This is a genomic window from Halioglobus japonicus, from assembly GCF_001983995.1.
In the GTDB taxonomy this organism is placed as follows: Bacteria; Pseudomonadota; Gammaproteobacteria; order Pseudomonadales; family Halieaceae; genus Halioglobus; species Halioglobus japonicus.
In genome coordinates this window covers 3,489,448-3,505,545 of record NZ_CP019450.1, presented here as the reverse complement: position 1 = coordinate 3,505,545, position 16,098 = coordinate 3,489,448, and the positions used below count along the sequence as shown (strand labels likewise).

At 57.5% G+C, this 16,098-nt stretch carries 14 protein-coding genes; 9 read left to right on the top strand and 5 right to left on the bottom strand.

The features are described 5' to 3' along the window. Window positions 1-11: 11 nt before the first annotated feature. The 3 genes from BST95_RS16465 (at window position 12) to BST95_RS16455 (ending at window position 6,041) form a co-directional block, all read left to right on the top strand. Window positions 12-1,226, top strand: a complete 1,215-nt coding sequence (locus BST95_RS16465) for an MFS transporter (protein WP_169843975.1) — start codon at window positions 12-14, stop codon at window positions 1,224-1,226. Between the two features lie 154 nt (window positions 1,227-1,380). Next, window positions 1,381-3,330 (top strand): tetratricopeptide repeat-containing sulfotransferase family protein, encoded by a 1,950-nt coding sequence (locus tag BST95_RS16460; RefSeq protein ID WP_084200583.1) that lies wholly within the window; start codon window positions 1,381-1,383, stop codon window positions 3,328-3,330. Between the two features lie 155 nt (window positions 3,331-3,485). Continuing rightward, entirely contained in the window at window positions 3,486-6,041 is a 2,556-nt protein-coding gene (locus BST95_RS16455) for a TonB-dependent receptor (protein WP_169843974.1), read from the top strand. Window positions 6,042-6,056: 15 nt separating this feature from the next. Here the strand turns inward: BST95_RS16455 and BST95_RS16450 are convergent, their stop codons facing one another. Then, on the bottom strand, window positions 6,057-6,989 hold the full coding sequence (locus tag BST95_RS16450) for a hypothetical protein (RefSeq protein ID WP_084200581.1): 933 nt from the start codon (window positions 6,987-6,989) through the stop codon (window positions 6,057-6,059). Between the two features lie 114 nt (window positions 6,990-7,103). On the opposite strand from BST95_RS16450, the gene BST95_RS16445 reads away from it, so the two are divergent. Further along, window positions 7,104-7,664, top strand: coding sequence for an aspartyl/asparaginyl beta-hydroxylase domain-containing protein (locus BST95_RS16445; protein WP_084200580.1), 561 nt, complete (start codon window positions 7,104-7,106; stop codon window positions 7,662-7,664). A gap of 66 nt (window positions 7,665-7,730) precedes the next feature. Continuing rightward, window positions 7,731-8,498 carry a helix-turn-helix domain-containing protein gene (locus BST95_RS16440; protein WP_084200579.1) on the top strand — a complete coding sequence of 256 codons (768 nt, stop codon included), beginning with the start codon at window positions 7,731-7,733 and terminating at the stop codon, window positions 8,496-8,498. 18 nt (window positions 8,499-8,516) lie between these two features. Here BST95_RS16440 and BST95_RS16435 read toward each other — a convergent pair whose 3' ends face one another. Then, the gene (locus BST95_RS16435; RefSeq protein WP_084200578.1) at window positions 8,517-9,902 is read right to left on the bottom strand and encodes a glutamine synthetase family protein; all 1,386 of its coding nucleotides are present in this window, start codon (window positions 9,900-9,902) and stop codon (window positions 8,517-8,519) included. 339 nt (window positions 9,903-10,241) lie between these two features. On the opposite strand from BST95_RS16435, the gene BST95_RS20710 reads away from it, so the two are divergent. Genes BST95_RS20710 through BST95_RS16425 form a run of 3 tightly spaced genes read left to right on the top strand, consistent with a single transcriptional unit; the run spans window position 10,242 to window position 12,950 of the window. After that, entirely contained in the window at window positions 10,242-10,388 is a 147-nt protein-coding gene (locus BST95_RS20710; RefSeq protein ID WP_240500222.1) for a hypothetical protein, read from the top strand. A gap of 8 nt (window positions 10,389-10,396) precedes the next feature. Continuing rightward, entirely contained in the window at window positions 10,397-11,542 is a 1,146-nt protein-coding gene (locus BST95_RS16430) for an NAD(P)/FAD-dependent oxidoreductase (RefSeq protein ID WP_240500221.1), read from the top strand. 1 nt (window position 11,543) lies between these two features. Further along, window positions 11,544-12,950 (top strand): sulfatase-like hydrolase/transferase, encoded by a 1,407-nt coding sequence (locus BST95_RS16425; RefSeq protein WP_229801603.1) that lies wholly within the window; start codon window positions 11,544-11,546, stop codon window positions 12,948-12,950. A 5-nt stretch (window positions 12,951-12,955) separates the two neighbouring features. Here the strand turns inward: BST95_RS16425 and BST95_RS16420 are convergent, their stop codons facing one another. Then, complete coding sequence (locus tag BST95_RS16420) at window positions 12,956-13,318, bottom strand: cupin domain-containing protein (protein ID WP_084200577.1); 363 nt, start codon at window positions 13,316-13,318, stop codon at window positions 12,956-12,958. 158 nt (window positions 13,319-13,476) lie between these two features. Here BST95_RS16420 and BST95_RS16415 point away from each other — a divergent pair, with 158 nt between their 5' ends. Then, window positions 13,477-15,060 (top strand): phytoene desaturase family protein, encoded by a 1,584-nt coding sequence (locus BST95_RS16415; RefSeq protein ID WP_084200576.1) that lies wholly within the window; start codon window positions 13,477-13,479, stop codon window positions 15,058-15,060. Here the strand turns inward: BST95_RS16415 and BST95_RS16410 are convergent. After that, the gene (locus tag BST95_RS16410; RefSeq protein WP_084200575.1) at window positions 15,057-15,605 is read right to left on the bottom strand and encodes a GNAT family N-acetyltransferase; all 549 of its coding nucleotides are present in this window, start codon (window positions 15,603-15,605) and stop codon (window positions 15,057-15,059) included. The two genes, BST95_RS16415 and BST95_RS16410, sit on opposite strands and share 4 nt — an antisense overlap. After that, window positions 15,598-16,098 carry a GFA family protein gene (locus BST95_RS16405; protein ID WP_084200574.1) on the bottom strand — a complete coding sequence of 167 codons (501 nt, stop codon included), beginning with the start codon at window positions 16,096-16,098 and terminating at the stop codon, window positions 15,598-15,600. The genes BST95_RS16410 and BST95_RS16405 overlap by 8 nt, the downstream gene beginning before the upstream one ends.

The following is a 16,098-nucleotide window of genomic DNA, read 5'->3' as shown; positions in this document are numbered from 1 at the left end:
CGGGGCGGAACTTGGGTAGGTCAAACACCCCTTCAGGGGGCCTCTCCCCGCGTCTGCTGGTCGCTGTGACCGCCTGTTGGTATCTGGCCCAGATGGGATACTACGCCCAGGCCCAGCTGTTCGGTCCGGTGATGGAGCGTTACAGCCTCGATGAGGCCGCCGTTGGCCTGATAATGTCACAGGAAGTCGCGATGTATGCGATTACCGCTCTGCTGATGGCCGGACCGGTCACACGCTTCCCCCGTTCCAGTATTGCTTTTGCAGGATGCGCGCTGGTACTTGCGGGTAACCTGATCGCTGGCTTTACCGAAAACTTCGAAGTCTTGCGCGTGGCTCGCCTCGCCACTGGATTTGGCGCAGGCATGATTGGGGCGGCTGGCGTGGCCTCTGCGGCGTCTTCTAATAATCCGCAGCGGATGTTCGCTGTTGTCTCGGTGACCTGGGGTCTCATGGCCGCGGGTGGTGCAATCATATTCCCTTACGTCACAGTGCCCTTTGGGGCGAAAGGAGGCTATCTGCTGATGGCGGCAACGGTTGTGTTGCTGTTGCCTCTGTTCCGATGGCTGCCGCCGCCACAGCGGAACTTGCAGGAGGAGGCGGCCAGTCAGGCCTTGCTTGCCTCGCTACCGCCGCTCAAGCGCTTTGCGGAAAAACTGGGCGTGCGGGATGCCCCCAACAAGGAGTTCGCGCTTGTTGCACTGCTGGCGCTGTTCATCTATGAAGTCGGCCAGGGCGCTGTACAGGTGTTTCTGGAGCAGTTCGGTCTGCGCGCCGGCCTCGAGGAATACAGGATTGGCGAAGTGCTGGGCATAGCGGGTTTTCTCGGCCTGTCCGGGGGCGTGCTGGCGGCGTGGTTGGCCGACCGATACGGCAATCTGCGCCCTGCGCTAATCGGTATTGCCACAAACGTTATTGTGGCTGCAGCATTGGCATTGGGTCAGAGCCCGATCGCATTTGCCGTGCTCTATCTGGCCTGGAATATGTGCTTCTATTTTGTGGTTCCCTACATCCTCGGCATTATGGCCGAAATGGATCCCAAGGGCCGCTGGGCTGTAGCGACGGATGCAGTGTGGTGGCTTGGCGCCGCACCTGGGCCGGCCATTGGTGGTTTCCTGGTGGCAGAGGCGGGTTACGGCGGGCTGGCGATGCTGCCGGTAGTAGTAGGCGTCATCAGTATATGTCTGTTTTATTTCACCCTGCGCCGTTTCTATGCAACGCAGCAGTAGTTTCTTTATCAATTACGGGCTTCACCCCGAGGCGGCTTCTAGTGTTGGTCTCGCCAGTATGCTGTACTACCTGCTTAGACAAACGACGAAATCGAGGTAGGGGACCATCCAGCAACTCAGTCCAAGAGAGTTTTATGGCAGGGCGGTGGCCCATATGCGCCAGAGCCGGCCTGACGATACCGTCAGCACCTGTGCAGAGGGTCTACGGCAGCACCCGGATGACCCCAACTTGCTGTGCCTGAGCGGTCAGGCGTTCATTGCGCTTCGGCGTTTCGATGACGCCGGCAAGTGCATTGAGCGCGCACTGCGCAAGCACCCGCACTTCGTGCCGGTGATCGAAGTCAGCGGCGACCTGTTGTTGGCTACAGGCAACCCTGCGCAGGCTATTGAAGCCTATCGGGAGGCAAAAACCCGGGCGCCTGAGAGAACCAGTCTCCAGGCCAAGATCGATAAGGCAAAGGAGCGACTGGAGACTGCCGGCAGCGCCACAGATGAGCGGAGCCAGGCTTTTTTTGCCGCTGCCATCGCACGTGCCGAGCAATTCAGGACCGATGGCGAGCCTGCAAAAGCTGAAAAGGTCTATCGAGATATTCTGCAGCGCGACCCGAATCACCCTGAAGCGCTGAGACTGCTGGCAGAAATCGCAGCAATACACAATCAATACCAGGATGCACATACCTTTTTGCAGCGAGCGGTAAAGTACGCGCCGCGTTACTCCCGCGCCTGGCTGGATCTCGCTCAGGTGCAGCAGGAGCTGGGCGACTATCCCGCCGCCATCGCCAGTGCGCGGCAATTGGTTGCATTGAACCCCGAGCTCGGCGAACCGTATGTGACACTGGCCAATGCGCAGGGGCACGCAAACCAGCACAAGGAGGCTATTGCCAGCTACGAAGCTGTACTTGAGCGAGCCCCCACACACCCCGGCGCATTTTCCGGCCTTGCACACCAGTTGAAAACGATCGGGCGCCAGGATGAAGCTGTGGCGGTGCATCGTCGCAATATCGCCGCCAACCCGGGTAACTCGGAACCCTACTGGAATCTGGCTAACTTGAAGACCTTCCGCTTCGAAGATGCGGAGGTTGAGGCGATGGAATCGATTCTGGCGGGCGATGGGTTGCAAGAGGCCGTCATTGAACAGCTCAACAACGCGCTGGGGCTTGAGTATGAGTCCAGGCGTGACTACCCGCGTGCGTTTTCACATTTCCAGCGCTGTAATGAGGTCAGGCGCTCTCGAGAAATCTATGATCCGGTGGCGCATGAGGTTCAGGTCGGAAAAATACGCGAGGTATTCAACGCTGAGTTTCTGGCTGAACATGCTGGTCTGGGTGACCCTGACCCAGCACCCATCTTTATCATTGGCCTGCCGCGCTCAGGCTCGACCCTGCTGGAGCAGGTGCTGGCAAGTCACAGCCAGGTAGAGGGGACCCACGAGCTCAGTGATCTGCCTCATCTGGTGCAGTCACTGAATACGCGCAGCGGCCGTGGGGTCCATTTTCCCGAGAGCCTGGTCACGCTGGAACCTGCGCGTTGGTCGGGTCTGGGAACAGCCTACCTGCAACAGACCAGTAAATATCGGTCCGGCGCCGCCTACTTCATCGATAAGAATCCCAACAACTTCATCTATGTTGGGCTATTGCGGCTGGTACTGCCCAACGCAAAGATCATCAATGCGCGTCGCCATCCCTTGGACAGTTGCTTCGGCAGTTACAAGCAGTTGTTCGCCAGCGGCCAGCCATTCAGTTACGACCTGATGGATATTGGCGAGTACTACCTGCTCTACGATGAGCTGATGCGGCATTGGCATGACGTCATTCCCGGCGCAGTGCTGGACGTCAATTACGCCGAGGTCGTTGCGGATCTTGAAGGCCAGGTCCGACGACTGCTGGCTTACTGTGACCTGCCATTTGAGCAGGGATGCGTAGAGTTCCACCGTACGGAACGGGCCGTCAAGACTGCGAGTTCTGAGCAGGTGCGCCAACCGATTTATTCGAGTTCGGTCAACCTGTGGCGCCGATACGAGCCGCAGCTGGGTGACTTGATAGAAGTTCTGGAACCCCTGCTGCGCGCATTGCCGCCTGAAGACAGGCCCGACGCACTGAACTAGTGCGGTCTGGCTGGGCTAGGTTGCGAACCGTTCCGAACCTATAGGCGAGGTAGCTCGGGTCGGCGAAGTTTGCGAAATTCAGCTATGAGAAGAAGCGAACCTCGGCATGGTGGGACGTTGCCGAAAATAAAAATCACACTCAAAGGTGAATGGTTATGAAGAATCTTCCTGGCTTGAATCGTGCTCCGCTGGCCTCGGCACTTGCCGCTATCCTCGGTACGTCTCCCTTGGCCTATGCGCAGAATGAGGATCCGGAAGCAAGGTTACTTGAGGAGATTCTTGTCACCGCCCGTAAACGCTCCGAGTCCGTAATGGATATTCCCGGCAGCGTCCAGGCTTTGAGCGAAGACGACCTGCGCGAACTCGGCACGCGGTCTGTCAATGACATCAGCCGTTTTGTCCCATCCATTAATACCGTCGATTTCGGTGCAGGCATCACCGATATTGTATTTCGTGGGGCGACCTCTGACCCGGGCTATGTTGTCCAGTCAACCTCTTCTGTCTACTTCGATGAAGTCTCTGTCACCACTCAGGGGCAGCAGCCCTATATTCGCATGGTAGATGTTGCCCGCGTTGAGGCGCTGGCGGGCCCTCAGGGCACACTTTACGGTGCGGACGCCCAGGCGGGCACATTGCGGATCATCACTAATCGGCCTGACACGCAGGCATGGGAAGTGGTGTTCGATGGCAGTTTCCGCGATGGCAGTGACGCCGAGAGCAGTTGGGACGGCTCGCTGGTGGTCAACCTGCCTATCGTGGATGATACGCTGGCTCTGCGTGTTGTTGCCTATGGCGCCGAGGACGGCGGTTTTGTTGACAATGTCTTTGGCTCTACGATCACCAACGACCGCAAGACTGACAACGCTTATGGCCGCTCACCGGCCGACTGGGGCACCCTTAACAATGCGGATGTGGTCGAGGACGACATCAACGACTTCGAAGTCGCTGGCTGGCGTGCCGCACTGCTATGGAATATCAACGAGAACTGGCAGGCGACGGTCAGCTATCTGCACCAGGAAACTAATGCCGGGTCCTATTCCGTGTTTGATGAAAACGTCGGTGACCTAGAGGTCAATCGCTACAACGAGGAATTTTATGATGTGGAATTCGATATCAGCTCGCTGGTTATCGAGGGTGACCTAGGTTTTGCTCAGTTAGTGTCAGCTACCTCCTATTACGATAGTGAGGGCAGCTTCACTCAGGACGTGACCAACTACCAGAAATCGTACTCAGCCTACTACTGTATCAACTACGGTGGCGACTCCAGTTACTACAATGGCGATTACTACTACCTGCCTCCCGAAGGTGGCGTCCTGTTCCAGGCAGGCGCGTATTGTAATGCGCCCACAGTGGAAGGCGACTTCCTCTCAGCCTTCGATGAAGACCCCACTAGCGACCGTTTCGCCCAGGAACTGCGGCTGTTTTCCTCGGGAGAAACGATCGATTGGTTGGTGGGGGCGTTTTATGAGGAAAGTAACTATTCCTATGAGGAATTCTTCGGTTACCCCACGGCCAACGCGGATGGGCGTGGAGACGCACAGGACCTATACCAACAGACCATTTCGCTAGACTGGTTTGAATGGGCCTCGGGTGAGTCCTACCCGAACGCAACGGCGCCTTTCTATGCAAACAGTTCCTCCGACTTTGAACAGGTGGCGGTATTTGGCGAGGTCACCTGGCATGTAGGTGAGAGGTGGGACCTCACCGCCGGAGCGCGCTGGTTTGATCGTGAGAACGAGACAACCTACATCCAGCGCCAGCCGGAGACGGCGCCAGATGCGGATGCGGCCGTGCTCAAGGGTGATGACTCGGAAATCGCACCCAAGTTTTCTGTGGCCTACAACCTCAGCGACGACAGTATGGTCTATGCACTTTACTCAGAGGGTTATAGACCGGGCGGAACCAATCGGCAGCGGGGTGAACCGGCTACGCCTCAGAAATTTGACCCCGATAAAATGATCAATTACGAGGCCGGTTATCGAAGTACCATGGCCAACGGTGCAGTGCGCCTGGCAGCCACGCTGTTCTACATGGACTGGGAGGATTTCCAGTTTGAATTGACCGATCCAGCGAGTAGGCCCTGTCCGGATGGAGGATCCATCGCGGGTGTGTGTGGGCAGCCTTTCCAGGTTGCGGTGTCAAATGCAGGTGACGCGAGTATTCTAGGGTTCAACGCCGAGTTCGACTGGGCTGTGACTGATAACCTTGAATTAGGTTTCAATGCCCAGTGGTTGGAGGCAGAGACTGACACCGATATCGATTCCGACGGTGACGGGGCGACCGACATACCATCGGCTTCTCAGCTTCCAAATACCCCGGACTGGACTGGCGCAGCATGGGCATCGTACAGCTTCCCTGTGCCGATCGCGGATGCCAACGGTTACGCGCGTCTCCAGTGGTCTTACTCTGGCGAGCGTCTGAGCAATCTTGAGCCCTCACCGCTGACCGACGATAACCCGTATCCGCAGTTTACGATGCCGTCCTATGATATTGGTGATCTAACGGTGGGCCTACAGGGCCGAACCTGGGACGTCTCACTCTTCGTCTATAACCTCACAGACGAGCGAGCTATTTATGGCCACGCCCGTCAAGGTGGCTGGTCGCAGGTCAACGTTAACGAGGGTCGCGATCATGTCGATCCGGTTTACGTCAACCGACCCCGCGAATATGGTATTCGGTTCGTGAAGCGCTGGGGCGGTCCGGGCGGCTAGCCGCCCGTTTGAGCCTCAGTAGGGCCAGAGTTCGAGGCCGTGGATCGCGTTGCGGATGTCCATGGTCAGATTAATACTTGCCAGAGTCGCGCCGGTCTCCAGGTCGTGAAGGGTCACAGTGGACGGCGACGAGCCACCGGCGATAGTCGTCCCGTCAATGACGCAGAGCCCGCGGCCGAAGCCCTGGCGGGCGATACGCGATGTGTCCACACCGGCAAACTCAATACTTTCCTCGGCGTATTGCGGCACCTTGAAGGCGCGCTGTGCACCGACATGGGGCACATGGCGCAGGCAGTCCGCCTGTGTGTCATTCAGCAGAATGCCCTCACCGAAGGGCCGCGCGTTATGACAGCCTTGCGGCAGGCTGCACAGGGCGGTCACGCCTGAGCCGCCACTATTGCGCAGCAGAGCACCTGTACGCAGGCCGCTAATGAAGATGCCGCCTCGATCAACGTGGACCATGTTGATGTGCTTCGCATTGCTGGGTTTCGGGCCCTTGTCGCTGCGCGGGTCGAAGCTGAAGCCACTCCACTGGCCACCCTGACTCTGTAGGTAAAAGCCCCAGGAGAACGCTTGCTTGTCGAGATCGAAGGCGAGAATGCTGTCGAATCCCGTCGAGGTCAGAAACAGCATGCGCTGGTAGACACAGATTTCGTGACAGTGTTTTAGATAGGGGTTGCGCCAGGCGCCCACCTGATTGAACTCCGGATCGAAGCAAAAAAGTTCGTCGGAAGCGGCGATAAAAATATGGTCGCGGTCAAAGGCGATGCCTCGCAAACCGCGGTCGGCACCTCGCCCGGCGAAGTCGATGTCTGTGGTGTTCCAGTCGATGTGCTGGGTCACGGCGCAGTTATTGAAGTCGATCGTATAGACACCCCCGTGACTTTCCCCCTGGTGAGAGCCGCGAACGACAGAGGTGGCGATCACGGTAGGAAGCGCTGTATTCATAGTGACTCACGGAAGTTGTTGTGCAGGCTATTATGCCTTTGCGCCGGCGACAGGTCTCCCGTTATAGTATGAATTGTTGTGTGAAAGCACGCGCCCTTTGCTTTGGGAAAAACGATGGATATCGAAGTAGCACTCAAGGATCTTGGCCCGGTCGATCAGGTTGCGCTGTCGGATGCGATCCTGGCATTGCCGCAGGCCGCCTGGGAGGCGAACCGCCAGCGACAGCAGGACTATGACGTGCATCGACGCACCGAATCCGTGGTTCTCATTTTCACCGATGGTGAAGGCTGGCCGGATATCACGGTCAGTCGTGAGTCGGGTTGGGAGTGGCTCAGTGATTTGGCTGTACCGCTGATGAACGAGATTGTGAATACCCATTATGCACCGGGTGGCACCATCATTCGCGCCATGGCAGCCAAGCTGCTCCCAGGGGAGGTGATCACACCGCACCGGGATCACCATCCGTCGTTCCATTCCGGCCACCGAATTCATATCCCGATAAAGACCAACACCCGGGTGCGCTATACAGTGGCCGGTCAACCATATCGGATGACGGTGGGGCATGCCTATGAAATTAATAACCAGAAAACCCACAGCGTGATGAACAAGGGTGCGGACGACAGGATTAACTTTATCTTTGATTACGTACCTCCAGACCGGGTCGCGGGCGCGTGACACGCGAGGTAGCACCCGGTATGGAATATGCATAGAATTAGACCCATAAAATAAAAGGGCATTCGCATGGTAAGCGCAGATTTTGTAGCGAGTTATATAGACGCCTGGAATCAACACGACCCCGCCGGTGTGGCTGAGCACCTGGCAAAGGGGGGGACCTACTTCGACATACCCACACAGCAGCAGATGAACCGCGACGATCTCGTGAGGCATCTAAAGCAGTACTTCGCCAACGATACAAACTACTACACCCTGGTGGGTGAGGTGCTCTCCGGGGAGAGCTCCATCGCATTCCAGTACCGTGCATGCCCTGACGGCGAAAATGGCGAGGGCGGTTGGATGGGCGCCGAGTTCATAACGATGGACGGGGAGGGCGCCGGTCTCATCGAGGATTACTACCGCGATCCGGAACTAGTCTCGCGCCGCAGGAGTGGTGAGGCTGGTGGCAGCCGTTATGCAAAGTCGGGTCTTAACCCCGCAGCGAGGCAGGCAGTATTGACGAGGCTGTTGGACGCAATGGAAAAAGAGCAGTTGTTCCTCGATTCGCACCTGTCACTGCCTGAACTTGCCACCCGGCTTGGCTGTTCGATCAATCACCTCTCCCAGGCGATTAACGAGGGACACGGTGTCAGCTTCTTCGACTTTATCAATCGCTATCGGGTGCAGGAGGCGACGAACATCCTGGTGCAGGATGAAAGTGCGTCGCCCTCAATTCTCGATGTTGCACTGGCGGTAGGGTTTAACTCCACCTCAACCTTTTATGCGGCCTTCAAGAAAAGCACCGGCCTTACTCCCGCTCAGTACCGACGCGAATCCCTCAATGAAAAGAAATAATCTGGCCGGCAGCGCTATTTACAGCGCTCTGAGATACCACTCATAGTCCAGGTCGGGAACCTGGCCATTGTAGTCGTCACTCTCACCCTGACGCAGCGCGGCGAAGGTAGAGCAGTAAGTAGCACCCAGATAGTCTTTCAAGATACTCCCTTTACGAAAATACTCCAGAGCTGCATCCCAGCGCCGGGGTAGAGTGACTTCTGCCTCGGATAGGTCGGCATCTACCGGTACCGGTTCGCCGGGATCAGACTGATGGGTAATACCGTGGAGCATACCTGCCAGTACCGCGGCGGTGACCAGGTAGGTGTTTGCATCTGCGCCAGCTACACGATGTTCCACCCGCCGGTTATGTTCAGACGACACAGGGATGCGCAGGGCAACTTCGCGATGGTTATAGCCCCAGGTCGGTGAGGATGGCGCGAAAGCGCCTGGCTTGAAGCGACGATACGAGTTGGCATTGGGGGCGAATATGGCCATGGCCTCGTCCATGGTGTCTGCCAGGCCACCAATGGCATGGCGCAATGTGTCGCTGTAATGCTCGGGCGGACCGCCTGCGTCGCAGGCAAAAATATTGTTGCCGTCGGCGTCGTAAATGCTGGCGTGAATATGCAGCCCATTGCCGGCGATATCGGCAAAGGGCTTGGCCATGAAGGTCGCCCCCATGCCGTGCTTGCGGGCTACACCTTTAACAATGCGCTTGAGCAACATGCCGTGATCACAAGCCTCGAGCGGGTCTTCAGTATGATGGGTATTGATTTCCCATTGGCCGGAGGCAAATTCGGAATGGATTGCCGTCAGGGGCACGTTCTGCAGGTCACAGGCCTTGCGCACATCGTCGAGAAAGGCGTCGCAGTCGATCAGATCGTCAGCCATGCAATATTGAATACCCTGTTGTACGCGTCCAGTGCCAGGGATATTGCCCTTCAACGGTTGCGGACTACCTTCTGTGCCAGGGGCCAACAGGTAAAACTCCAGCTCAGTGGCCACGACCGGACGCAGGCCGGCTTCCCGGTACCTTTCGAGTACCCGCATCAGTACGTTGCGTGGATCGGGCCATGAGGGCTGCATCTGCATATCGACAAAACGCGTGAGTACCTGCGCCGTGGATGACGCAAGCCAGGGAATTCGAGCGAGGGTGCCGGGAATGGGCAGGAGCAGCTGATCGGGGTCACCGGCCAGCAAGGAGTGGTCCAGGCCTTCGTCGTACAGATCACCACTCATGCCCAGCAGCGGTACGCTCAGTGGAGCTTTGAATTTGTTGTCGAAGAGCAGATCGAACTCGCGTCGGTGAATGCGCTTACAGCGAAGAATGCCGTTAATGTCAGGCATGAGCAGTTCCAGCATCTGAATGTCCGGATGCTGCTCCAGAAACGTATCGACTTCTGTCGCCGTCTTGTTATTCATGATGATAAAAGGCTCCTTGCCTATATCCTACTTTTATCAACAGCGTAGATAATCCTCTCGCTACGCGCCCGTCTACCTGACGTATAGGGCTGGAGCAAGCCGATAGAATTGACTTGGCTGTGCGGCTGTTGCTCAATAGTAACCAGTTAGTAACGGTGCACGAATGAAAAATCGCGCAGACATTACCCCCCCTTTGTTGCCTGGAGTCACTGGGTCTGCACACCTGCGGCCTGGCAAAATATCTTTCAGGGCGAAGACGAAGACCCCGCCTCGATCTGCTGAATCAGACAAGTGCGCTCGCGTGTAGCGGGCAGACATTGATAGCAGGAGGAACAGGTCATGTTCGGACTCAAAAAAACCGCTGAAACCCGTGAGCACACGGGCTCTTATTACGCAGCATCTGCCAACTGGCAAACGGCCTACCCACGCCTGGAGAACGACATCGAGGCCGATGTCGTGGTGGTGGGGGGGGCTTTACCGGGGTAAACACCGCGGTGGAGTTGGTAGAGAAAGGCTACGATGTGGTGTTACTCGAAGCCAACCGCATCAGCTGGGGCGCAAGCGGTCGCAACGGCGGTCAGGTGATTGGTGGCATCGGCCACGATCCGGAGCGTTTTGAAAAACAGATCGGAGCCGCTGGCGTCAAGGCGATCTACCGTATGGGCATTGCGGCCCGGGATATTATTCGCGAGCGTGTGGAGAAGTATGGCATTGATTGTGACCTCACCTGGGGTTACTGCGATGTCGCGCTGAAGCCCCGGCACCTCAAACAATTTGCCGAGTGGCGCGATTTCGAAAAAGAGATTGGCAATCCTCATGAGTACCGTTTGCTTGATCGCGATGAACTCAAGGAGTACGTCAACAGTGATGCCTATCTCGGTGGTTTGATGAATACCGCCAATGGGCATGTGCATCCGCTCAACCTGTGTATTGGCGAGGCCCGCGCTGCAGAACGCGGCGGTGCCAGAATATTTGAGCAGTCACGGGTTCAGGAAATTGTGCAGGGCCAGCGGGTTAGGGTGCGCACGGATGAGGGCAGCGTGTTGGCCAAGAAGGTGGTGCTGGCGGGCAATGCGTATATGGGCGGCCTGATTCCCAAACTGGCGACCCGCGTGTTGCCCTCCAACAGCTCAGTGGTCGCTACGGCACCATTGCCGGAGAGTATGGCCCAGCAGCTTATGCCGGGTAATGTGGCAGTGTGCGATCCGCGCACGGCGCTCGACTATTTTCGCCTCTCCGCTGACCGGCGGATGCTGTTTGGTGGCTTGTCTAATTACACCGGGCTGGAACCCAAGGACCTGGAAGGGACCATCCGTCGCAAGATGGAAAAGGTCTTCCCGGAGCTGACCGGCATTCCCATCGATTACGGCTGGAGTGGCCAGATGGGTATCGGCCTGAATCGCATGCCGCAATTGGGGCGACTGGCGGACAACATCGCCTATATACAGGCTTACTCCGGACACGGCGTGGCGCCCACCCACATGATGGCGAAAATTACCGCGGACATGATCGACGGCAAGCCCGACGACTTTGATATATTTTCCCGCATTCCCCACTGGCCCTTCCCTGGCGGTAAATACCTGCGGCGCCCCGCGCTCGCAGTGGGCATGGCGTACTTCAAAGTAAAGGACGTGCTTTAACGTGAATAAGACGCTAGTGAACATGTTGACCGGGGTTTGCCTGGGTTTGTGCTGTACCTTCGCGGGTGCAGCACCCGGTAGTGCCGCCAAACCCAATATCGTGCTGCTGCTGATGGACAACTTCGGCTATGGCGAGGTTGGGGTGTATGGTGGAGGCGCGTTGCGCGGCGCCCCTACGCCGAATATCGACAGCATTGCCCATCAGGGTTTTCAGCTGACCAACTTTAACGTGGAGGCGGAGTGCACACCCTCGCGCGCGGCCTTGATGACGGGGCGTTACGGCATTCGGACCCGGCTGCGTGCTGAAGGTGAACCGCGCGGCATTTGGTATGGCATTACGCCCTGGGAGGTCACCCTGGCGGAAATGCTGTCCGAGGCCGGTTACAGCACCGGGATGTTTGGCAAGTGGCATCTGGGTACAGGCAAGAATCGATACCCCACTGATCAGGGGTTTGACGAGTGGTACGGTATTCCCAACTCCTCCGACCAGGCATTCTGGCCCGACAGCGACAGTTTCCAGGCCGATGCCGGCGTAGAGCTGACCCGGGTGATGACCGCCAAGCGCGGTGAGACGCCGAAGAAACACGAACTGTATGGCCGCGCCAAGCGCGCCACCATTGATCGGGAGATTACCGATCGGGCTATTGATTTTATCGAGCGAGAGGCCAAGGCGGGCAAGCCGTTTTTCGCCTATCTGCCTTATACACAAACCCATGAGCCGGTGGATGCGCATCCTGATTTCAAGGGTAAAACCGGCAATGGCAGCTTCGCCGATGTGCTTGCACAGACGGACACATATGTAGGCGATGTGTTGGCGACGCTGGAAAAATTGGGCGTGGCTGAGAACACCATTGTGATCTTTTCTGCTGATAACGGCCGCGAGGGCATTAAACGTTCCTTCGGTTTTACCGGCCCCTGGCGCGGCACAATGTTTTCACCCTATGAAGGATCGCTGCGAGTGCCGTTTCTGATCCGCTATCCCGGAGTCATTCCCGCCGGTCAGGTATCCAACGACATTGTGCACATAATCGACGTGTTTCCCACCCTTGCGAACTTCGCAGGTGGCGAACTGCCCGATGATCGCATGCTGGACGGTGTTGACCAGTCAGATTTCTTCAAGGGCAGCGCGCCCAAATCGGCCCGGGAATCAATGGTTATCTACATTGGCAACGAACTCTTTGGCGCCAAGTGGCGTAACTGGAAGATGCTGATCAAGGAAATCGACGAGGACAGCTATGCAATTATGAACATGGCATATCCCTCGTACTACAACCTGATTGTGGATCCGAAAGAAGAGGAGCCGGAGAAGTTCTACCTGGATGATACCTGGGTGGATGGGCCCCTGTGGGAGACGGTGGAAGCGCACCAGGCGTCACTTGAAAAGGACGCCGGCACGCCTGATCCCTGAGGGAGTTATTCGGTGTACAGCATCATGTACACCTTGCGCACCTTCTCGATGACCTCGGCGGTGCCTTTCCAGCCCCGGGGAAAGACCCAGCTGTCGCCGGCCTTGATGTCGGTGACCTGGCCGGATTCCGAGGTGAGGCGCCAGTGGCCTTCCAGCAGGTGGCAGAATTCCACCAGATCCAGGTCCAGCTGCAGAGTGCCCACCTCACATTCCCAGGTGCCTGTCACCATTTTGGCGCCTTCAAATTCACCGTTGAAAAAGCCGGCATCGGTCTGCAGGGGCAGGGGGCCTACCGGGTCACCGAAGCTGTCTACTTCGACGAGTCCGGTGAGAGAGGCACATTGATGTTGTACGCTGATTTCTGGCATGAGTAAGATCTCCCGTTGGTTCTATATGACGACACTGCGTGCAAGTGTGTAGCGAGTGAATCACAGGCCCGAGCTGTGATCTTCCTAGCCGGTCGGCACGGAGGCCGTCAGCGTCGTCGCGGGTATACTGGTTTTTTAAGCGCAGGGGGCAGGGATCAGTGAGTACACCAGACGTCGATGTTGTTATTGTCGGGGGCGGGCACAACGGCCTGACCTGCGCCGGTTATCTCGCCCGCAAGGGACTTAAGGTAACGGTACTGGAGGCCCGCTCCAAAATAGGCGGGGCCGCGGTGACCGAAGAGTTCCACCCCGGCTTTCGCAACTCGGTATATTCTTACTCGGTCAGTCTGCTACATCCCCAGGTGATCGCTGACCTGCAGTTGGAGCAACACGGATTGGAGATCATGGAGCGTCCTGCCGGCACACTCAGCCTGCTGGATAATGATCACTTGCTCATGACTCGCGACGGCGAGCAGGCGCGTCGCGAGATTGCCCGTTTTTCCCGGCGTGATGCCGATCGCATTGATGCCTTCGACGCAGAGATCGCCGAAGTGGCGATTGCCCTGCGTGCGCTGGCCACCCAGGCTCCGCCCAATGTCGGTGGCGGCTGGGGTGACCTGGTCGGCCTCCTCAAAGCCGGCAACGTGATGCGTAAACTTGATGGTCGTCATCAGGCGGTACTCGCGGAACTGATGACCCGCTCCCTGGGTGATTACCTGGACATGTGGTTTGAAGGCGAGGCGCTTAAGGGGGTGCTCGGGCTGGAAGGGGTGATTGGCAACTTTGCTGAGCCCTACCAGGCCGGCACGGCTTACGTACTGCTGCACCACGCGTTTGGCGAAGTAAAGGGCCGGGCTGGCGCCTGGGGGATTGCCCGCGGAGGCATGGGGGCGATTACCGAGGCGATGGCCTCGTTTGCGCGCAGCCGCGGGGCGACCATCGAAACCGAGTGTCCGGTGAATCGCATTGTGGTTGAAAAGGGCAGGGCCGTCGGTGTCGAAACTGCCGATGGCCGGACCATTACTGCGCGCCATGTGGCCGCCAGTGTTCACCCGCAGGTGCTATTGCAACGCCTTCTGGACGTGGAACTTCTCGATGAGGCGGACCAGCGGCGGATTCAGGGGTATCGCAGTCACTCTGCTACATTCCGGATGAATGTGGCGCTGTCTGAGCTTCCGCAATTCACCTCGATGGCCGGACGTGGTGAGGAACACTTCAAGGGGGCTATTGAAGTAAGCCCCTCACTGCAATACATCCAGAACGCCTACTTTGATGCCAGGAACGATGGCTGGTCGAAGCGCCCGGTCATTTCCATGCAGGTGCCTTCCACCCAGGACGATTCACTGGCGCCGGCGGGCGGCCATGTGGCATCGCTGTTCTGTCAACATTTTCAGCGTCATCTGCCCGACGGTCGCAGTTGGGATGAGGTTCGCGATGAGGTGGCCGACCAGATTATTGGTACGATCGACCAGTATGCGCCGAATTTCAGGGCGTCTGTGGTGGGCCGTCAGATCAAGACACCGCTGGACATCGAGCGTGACCTGAACATGGTGGGCGGCGATATATTCCATGGTGCACTGCACCTGGATCAGTTCTATTCATTGCGTCCGATTCCTGGCTACGCAGCTTACAAGATGCCCGTGGAAGGGGTTTATCTCTGTGGTTCTGGTGCGCATCCTGGTGGCGGCGTCAGCGGGCTGCCAGGTCGTAATGCAGCGCAGGCGATTTTGAAAGCGCGCTAAACGGGCGACGTGGTTGCGCTTTCGCCCCCTGGGCCTATCGGTCGCAGCATAACCAGATCCTGCTGCAGATCTGTGCCGAGCATGAACGTATTACCACCAACCGGGTGAAAGCCGTGCTTACGGTAGAACGCAATCGCGCGCGGGTTTTCTTCCCACACACAGAGCCAAAGCACCCCGGCACCCGCCGATTCAGCCTGCTCAATACAAGCCTCCATCAGCGCCTGCGCCACGCCCCTACCATGCCATTGGCTGTGCACATACAGACGTTGAATTTCCATTGAGCTGGCTGCGTCGATGCAGTTGAGATGGGTGTCGACACGTAAGTACGCGTAGCCGGCGATTTTCCCATTCTCTAAATACAGCAGCGTGCTGCTATGTGGGTGCTCGATCTCGCTTTGTTGAATATCTTTGCCAAAGCTTTTCCGACAATACAGGTCCATATCCTCCATTGAGTTGGATGACGCAAATGCGTCTCTGAACGCGTACTCGGCAAAACCTGCAATGGCTTCGGCATCGGTAGTGGTTGCTTCCCTGAGCTCAGTCATCGCGGTCACAGCGTACCTTGGTGGTGGGATTTACGGAAATAGGTGCCTGGTGCTCGTAAGCGGATTGGGCCAGCATTAACGGCGGGTTCAGCATTACAGGAAACCACACCTGGCGCCAGCGCGTCAGTGTCTCGGTTGCGCTCAGCTGCTGGGGCGATGCTGGCGTGGATGGCAGTGTCACGTCAAACATTGCGCTGGCCTGACAGTTAATGGCGCCAATGTAGCCATCGCCATCGGCGATGACGCCACAAATCAGGCGCTCACAGTTAGGGCAGAGCAGAAAAACAGCCTGGTCTGACCCCTGCCGAACTTGTGGCGGTTCAGCCGCGAACGTTACTGTGAGTTGCCCCGCTGGATCGGAAAGATAAGCAGCACCTCGCCGGGTGCAGAAGCTGCAGTCACAAGCGCGCGGCGAATACTCGCTCAGCGGTTTCGGCAATGACAGATCAAGTGTCGCTGAACCGCAGCGACACTCGCCCTGGTAGTGATACAT

Coding starts and splice junctions, on each gene's coding strand:
- BST95_RS16460 (WP_084200583.1), top strand. CDS start 1,381: ATGCGCCAGAGCCGGCCTGACGATACCGTCAGCACCTGTGCAGAGGGT.
- BST95_RS16455 (WP_169843974.1), top strand. CDS start 3,486: ATGAAGAATCTTCCTGGCTTGAATCGTGCTCCGCTGGCCTCGGCACTT.
- BST95_RS16450 (WP_084200581.1), bottom strand. CDS start 6,989: ATGAATACAGCGCTTCCTACCGTGATCGCCACCTCTGTCGTTCGCGGC.
- BST95_RS16445 (WP_084200580.1), top strand. CDS start 7,104: ATGGATATCGAAGTAGCACTCAAGGATCTTGGCCCGGTCGATCAGGTT.
- BST95_RS16440 (WP_084200579.1), top strand. CDS start 7,731: ATGGTAAGCGCAGATTTTGTAGCGAGTTATATAGACGCCTGGAATCAA.
- BST95_RS16435 (WP_084200578.1), bottom strand. CDS start 9,902: ATGAATAACAAGACGGCGACAGAAGTCGATACGTTTCTGGAGCAGCAT.
- BST95_RS20710 (WP_240500222.1), top strand. CDS start 10,242: ATGTTCGGACTCAAAAAAACCGCTGAAACCCGTGAGCACACGGGCTCT.
- BST95_RS16420 (WP_084200577.1), bottom strand. CDS start 13,318: ATGCCAGAAATCAGCGTACAACATCAATGTGCCTCTCTCACCGGACTC.
- BST95_RS16410 (WP_084200575.1), bottom strand. CDS start 15,605: ATGACTGAGCTCAGGGAAGCAACCACTACCGATGCCGAAGCCATTGCA.
- BST95_RS16405 (WP_084200574.1), bottom strand. CDS start 16,098: ATGTATCACTACCAGGGCGAGTGTCGCTGCGGTTCAGCGACACTTGAT.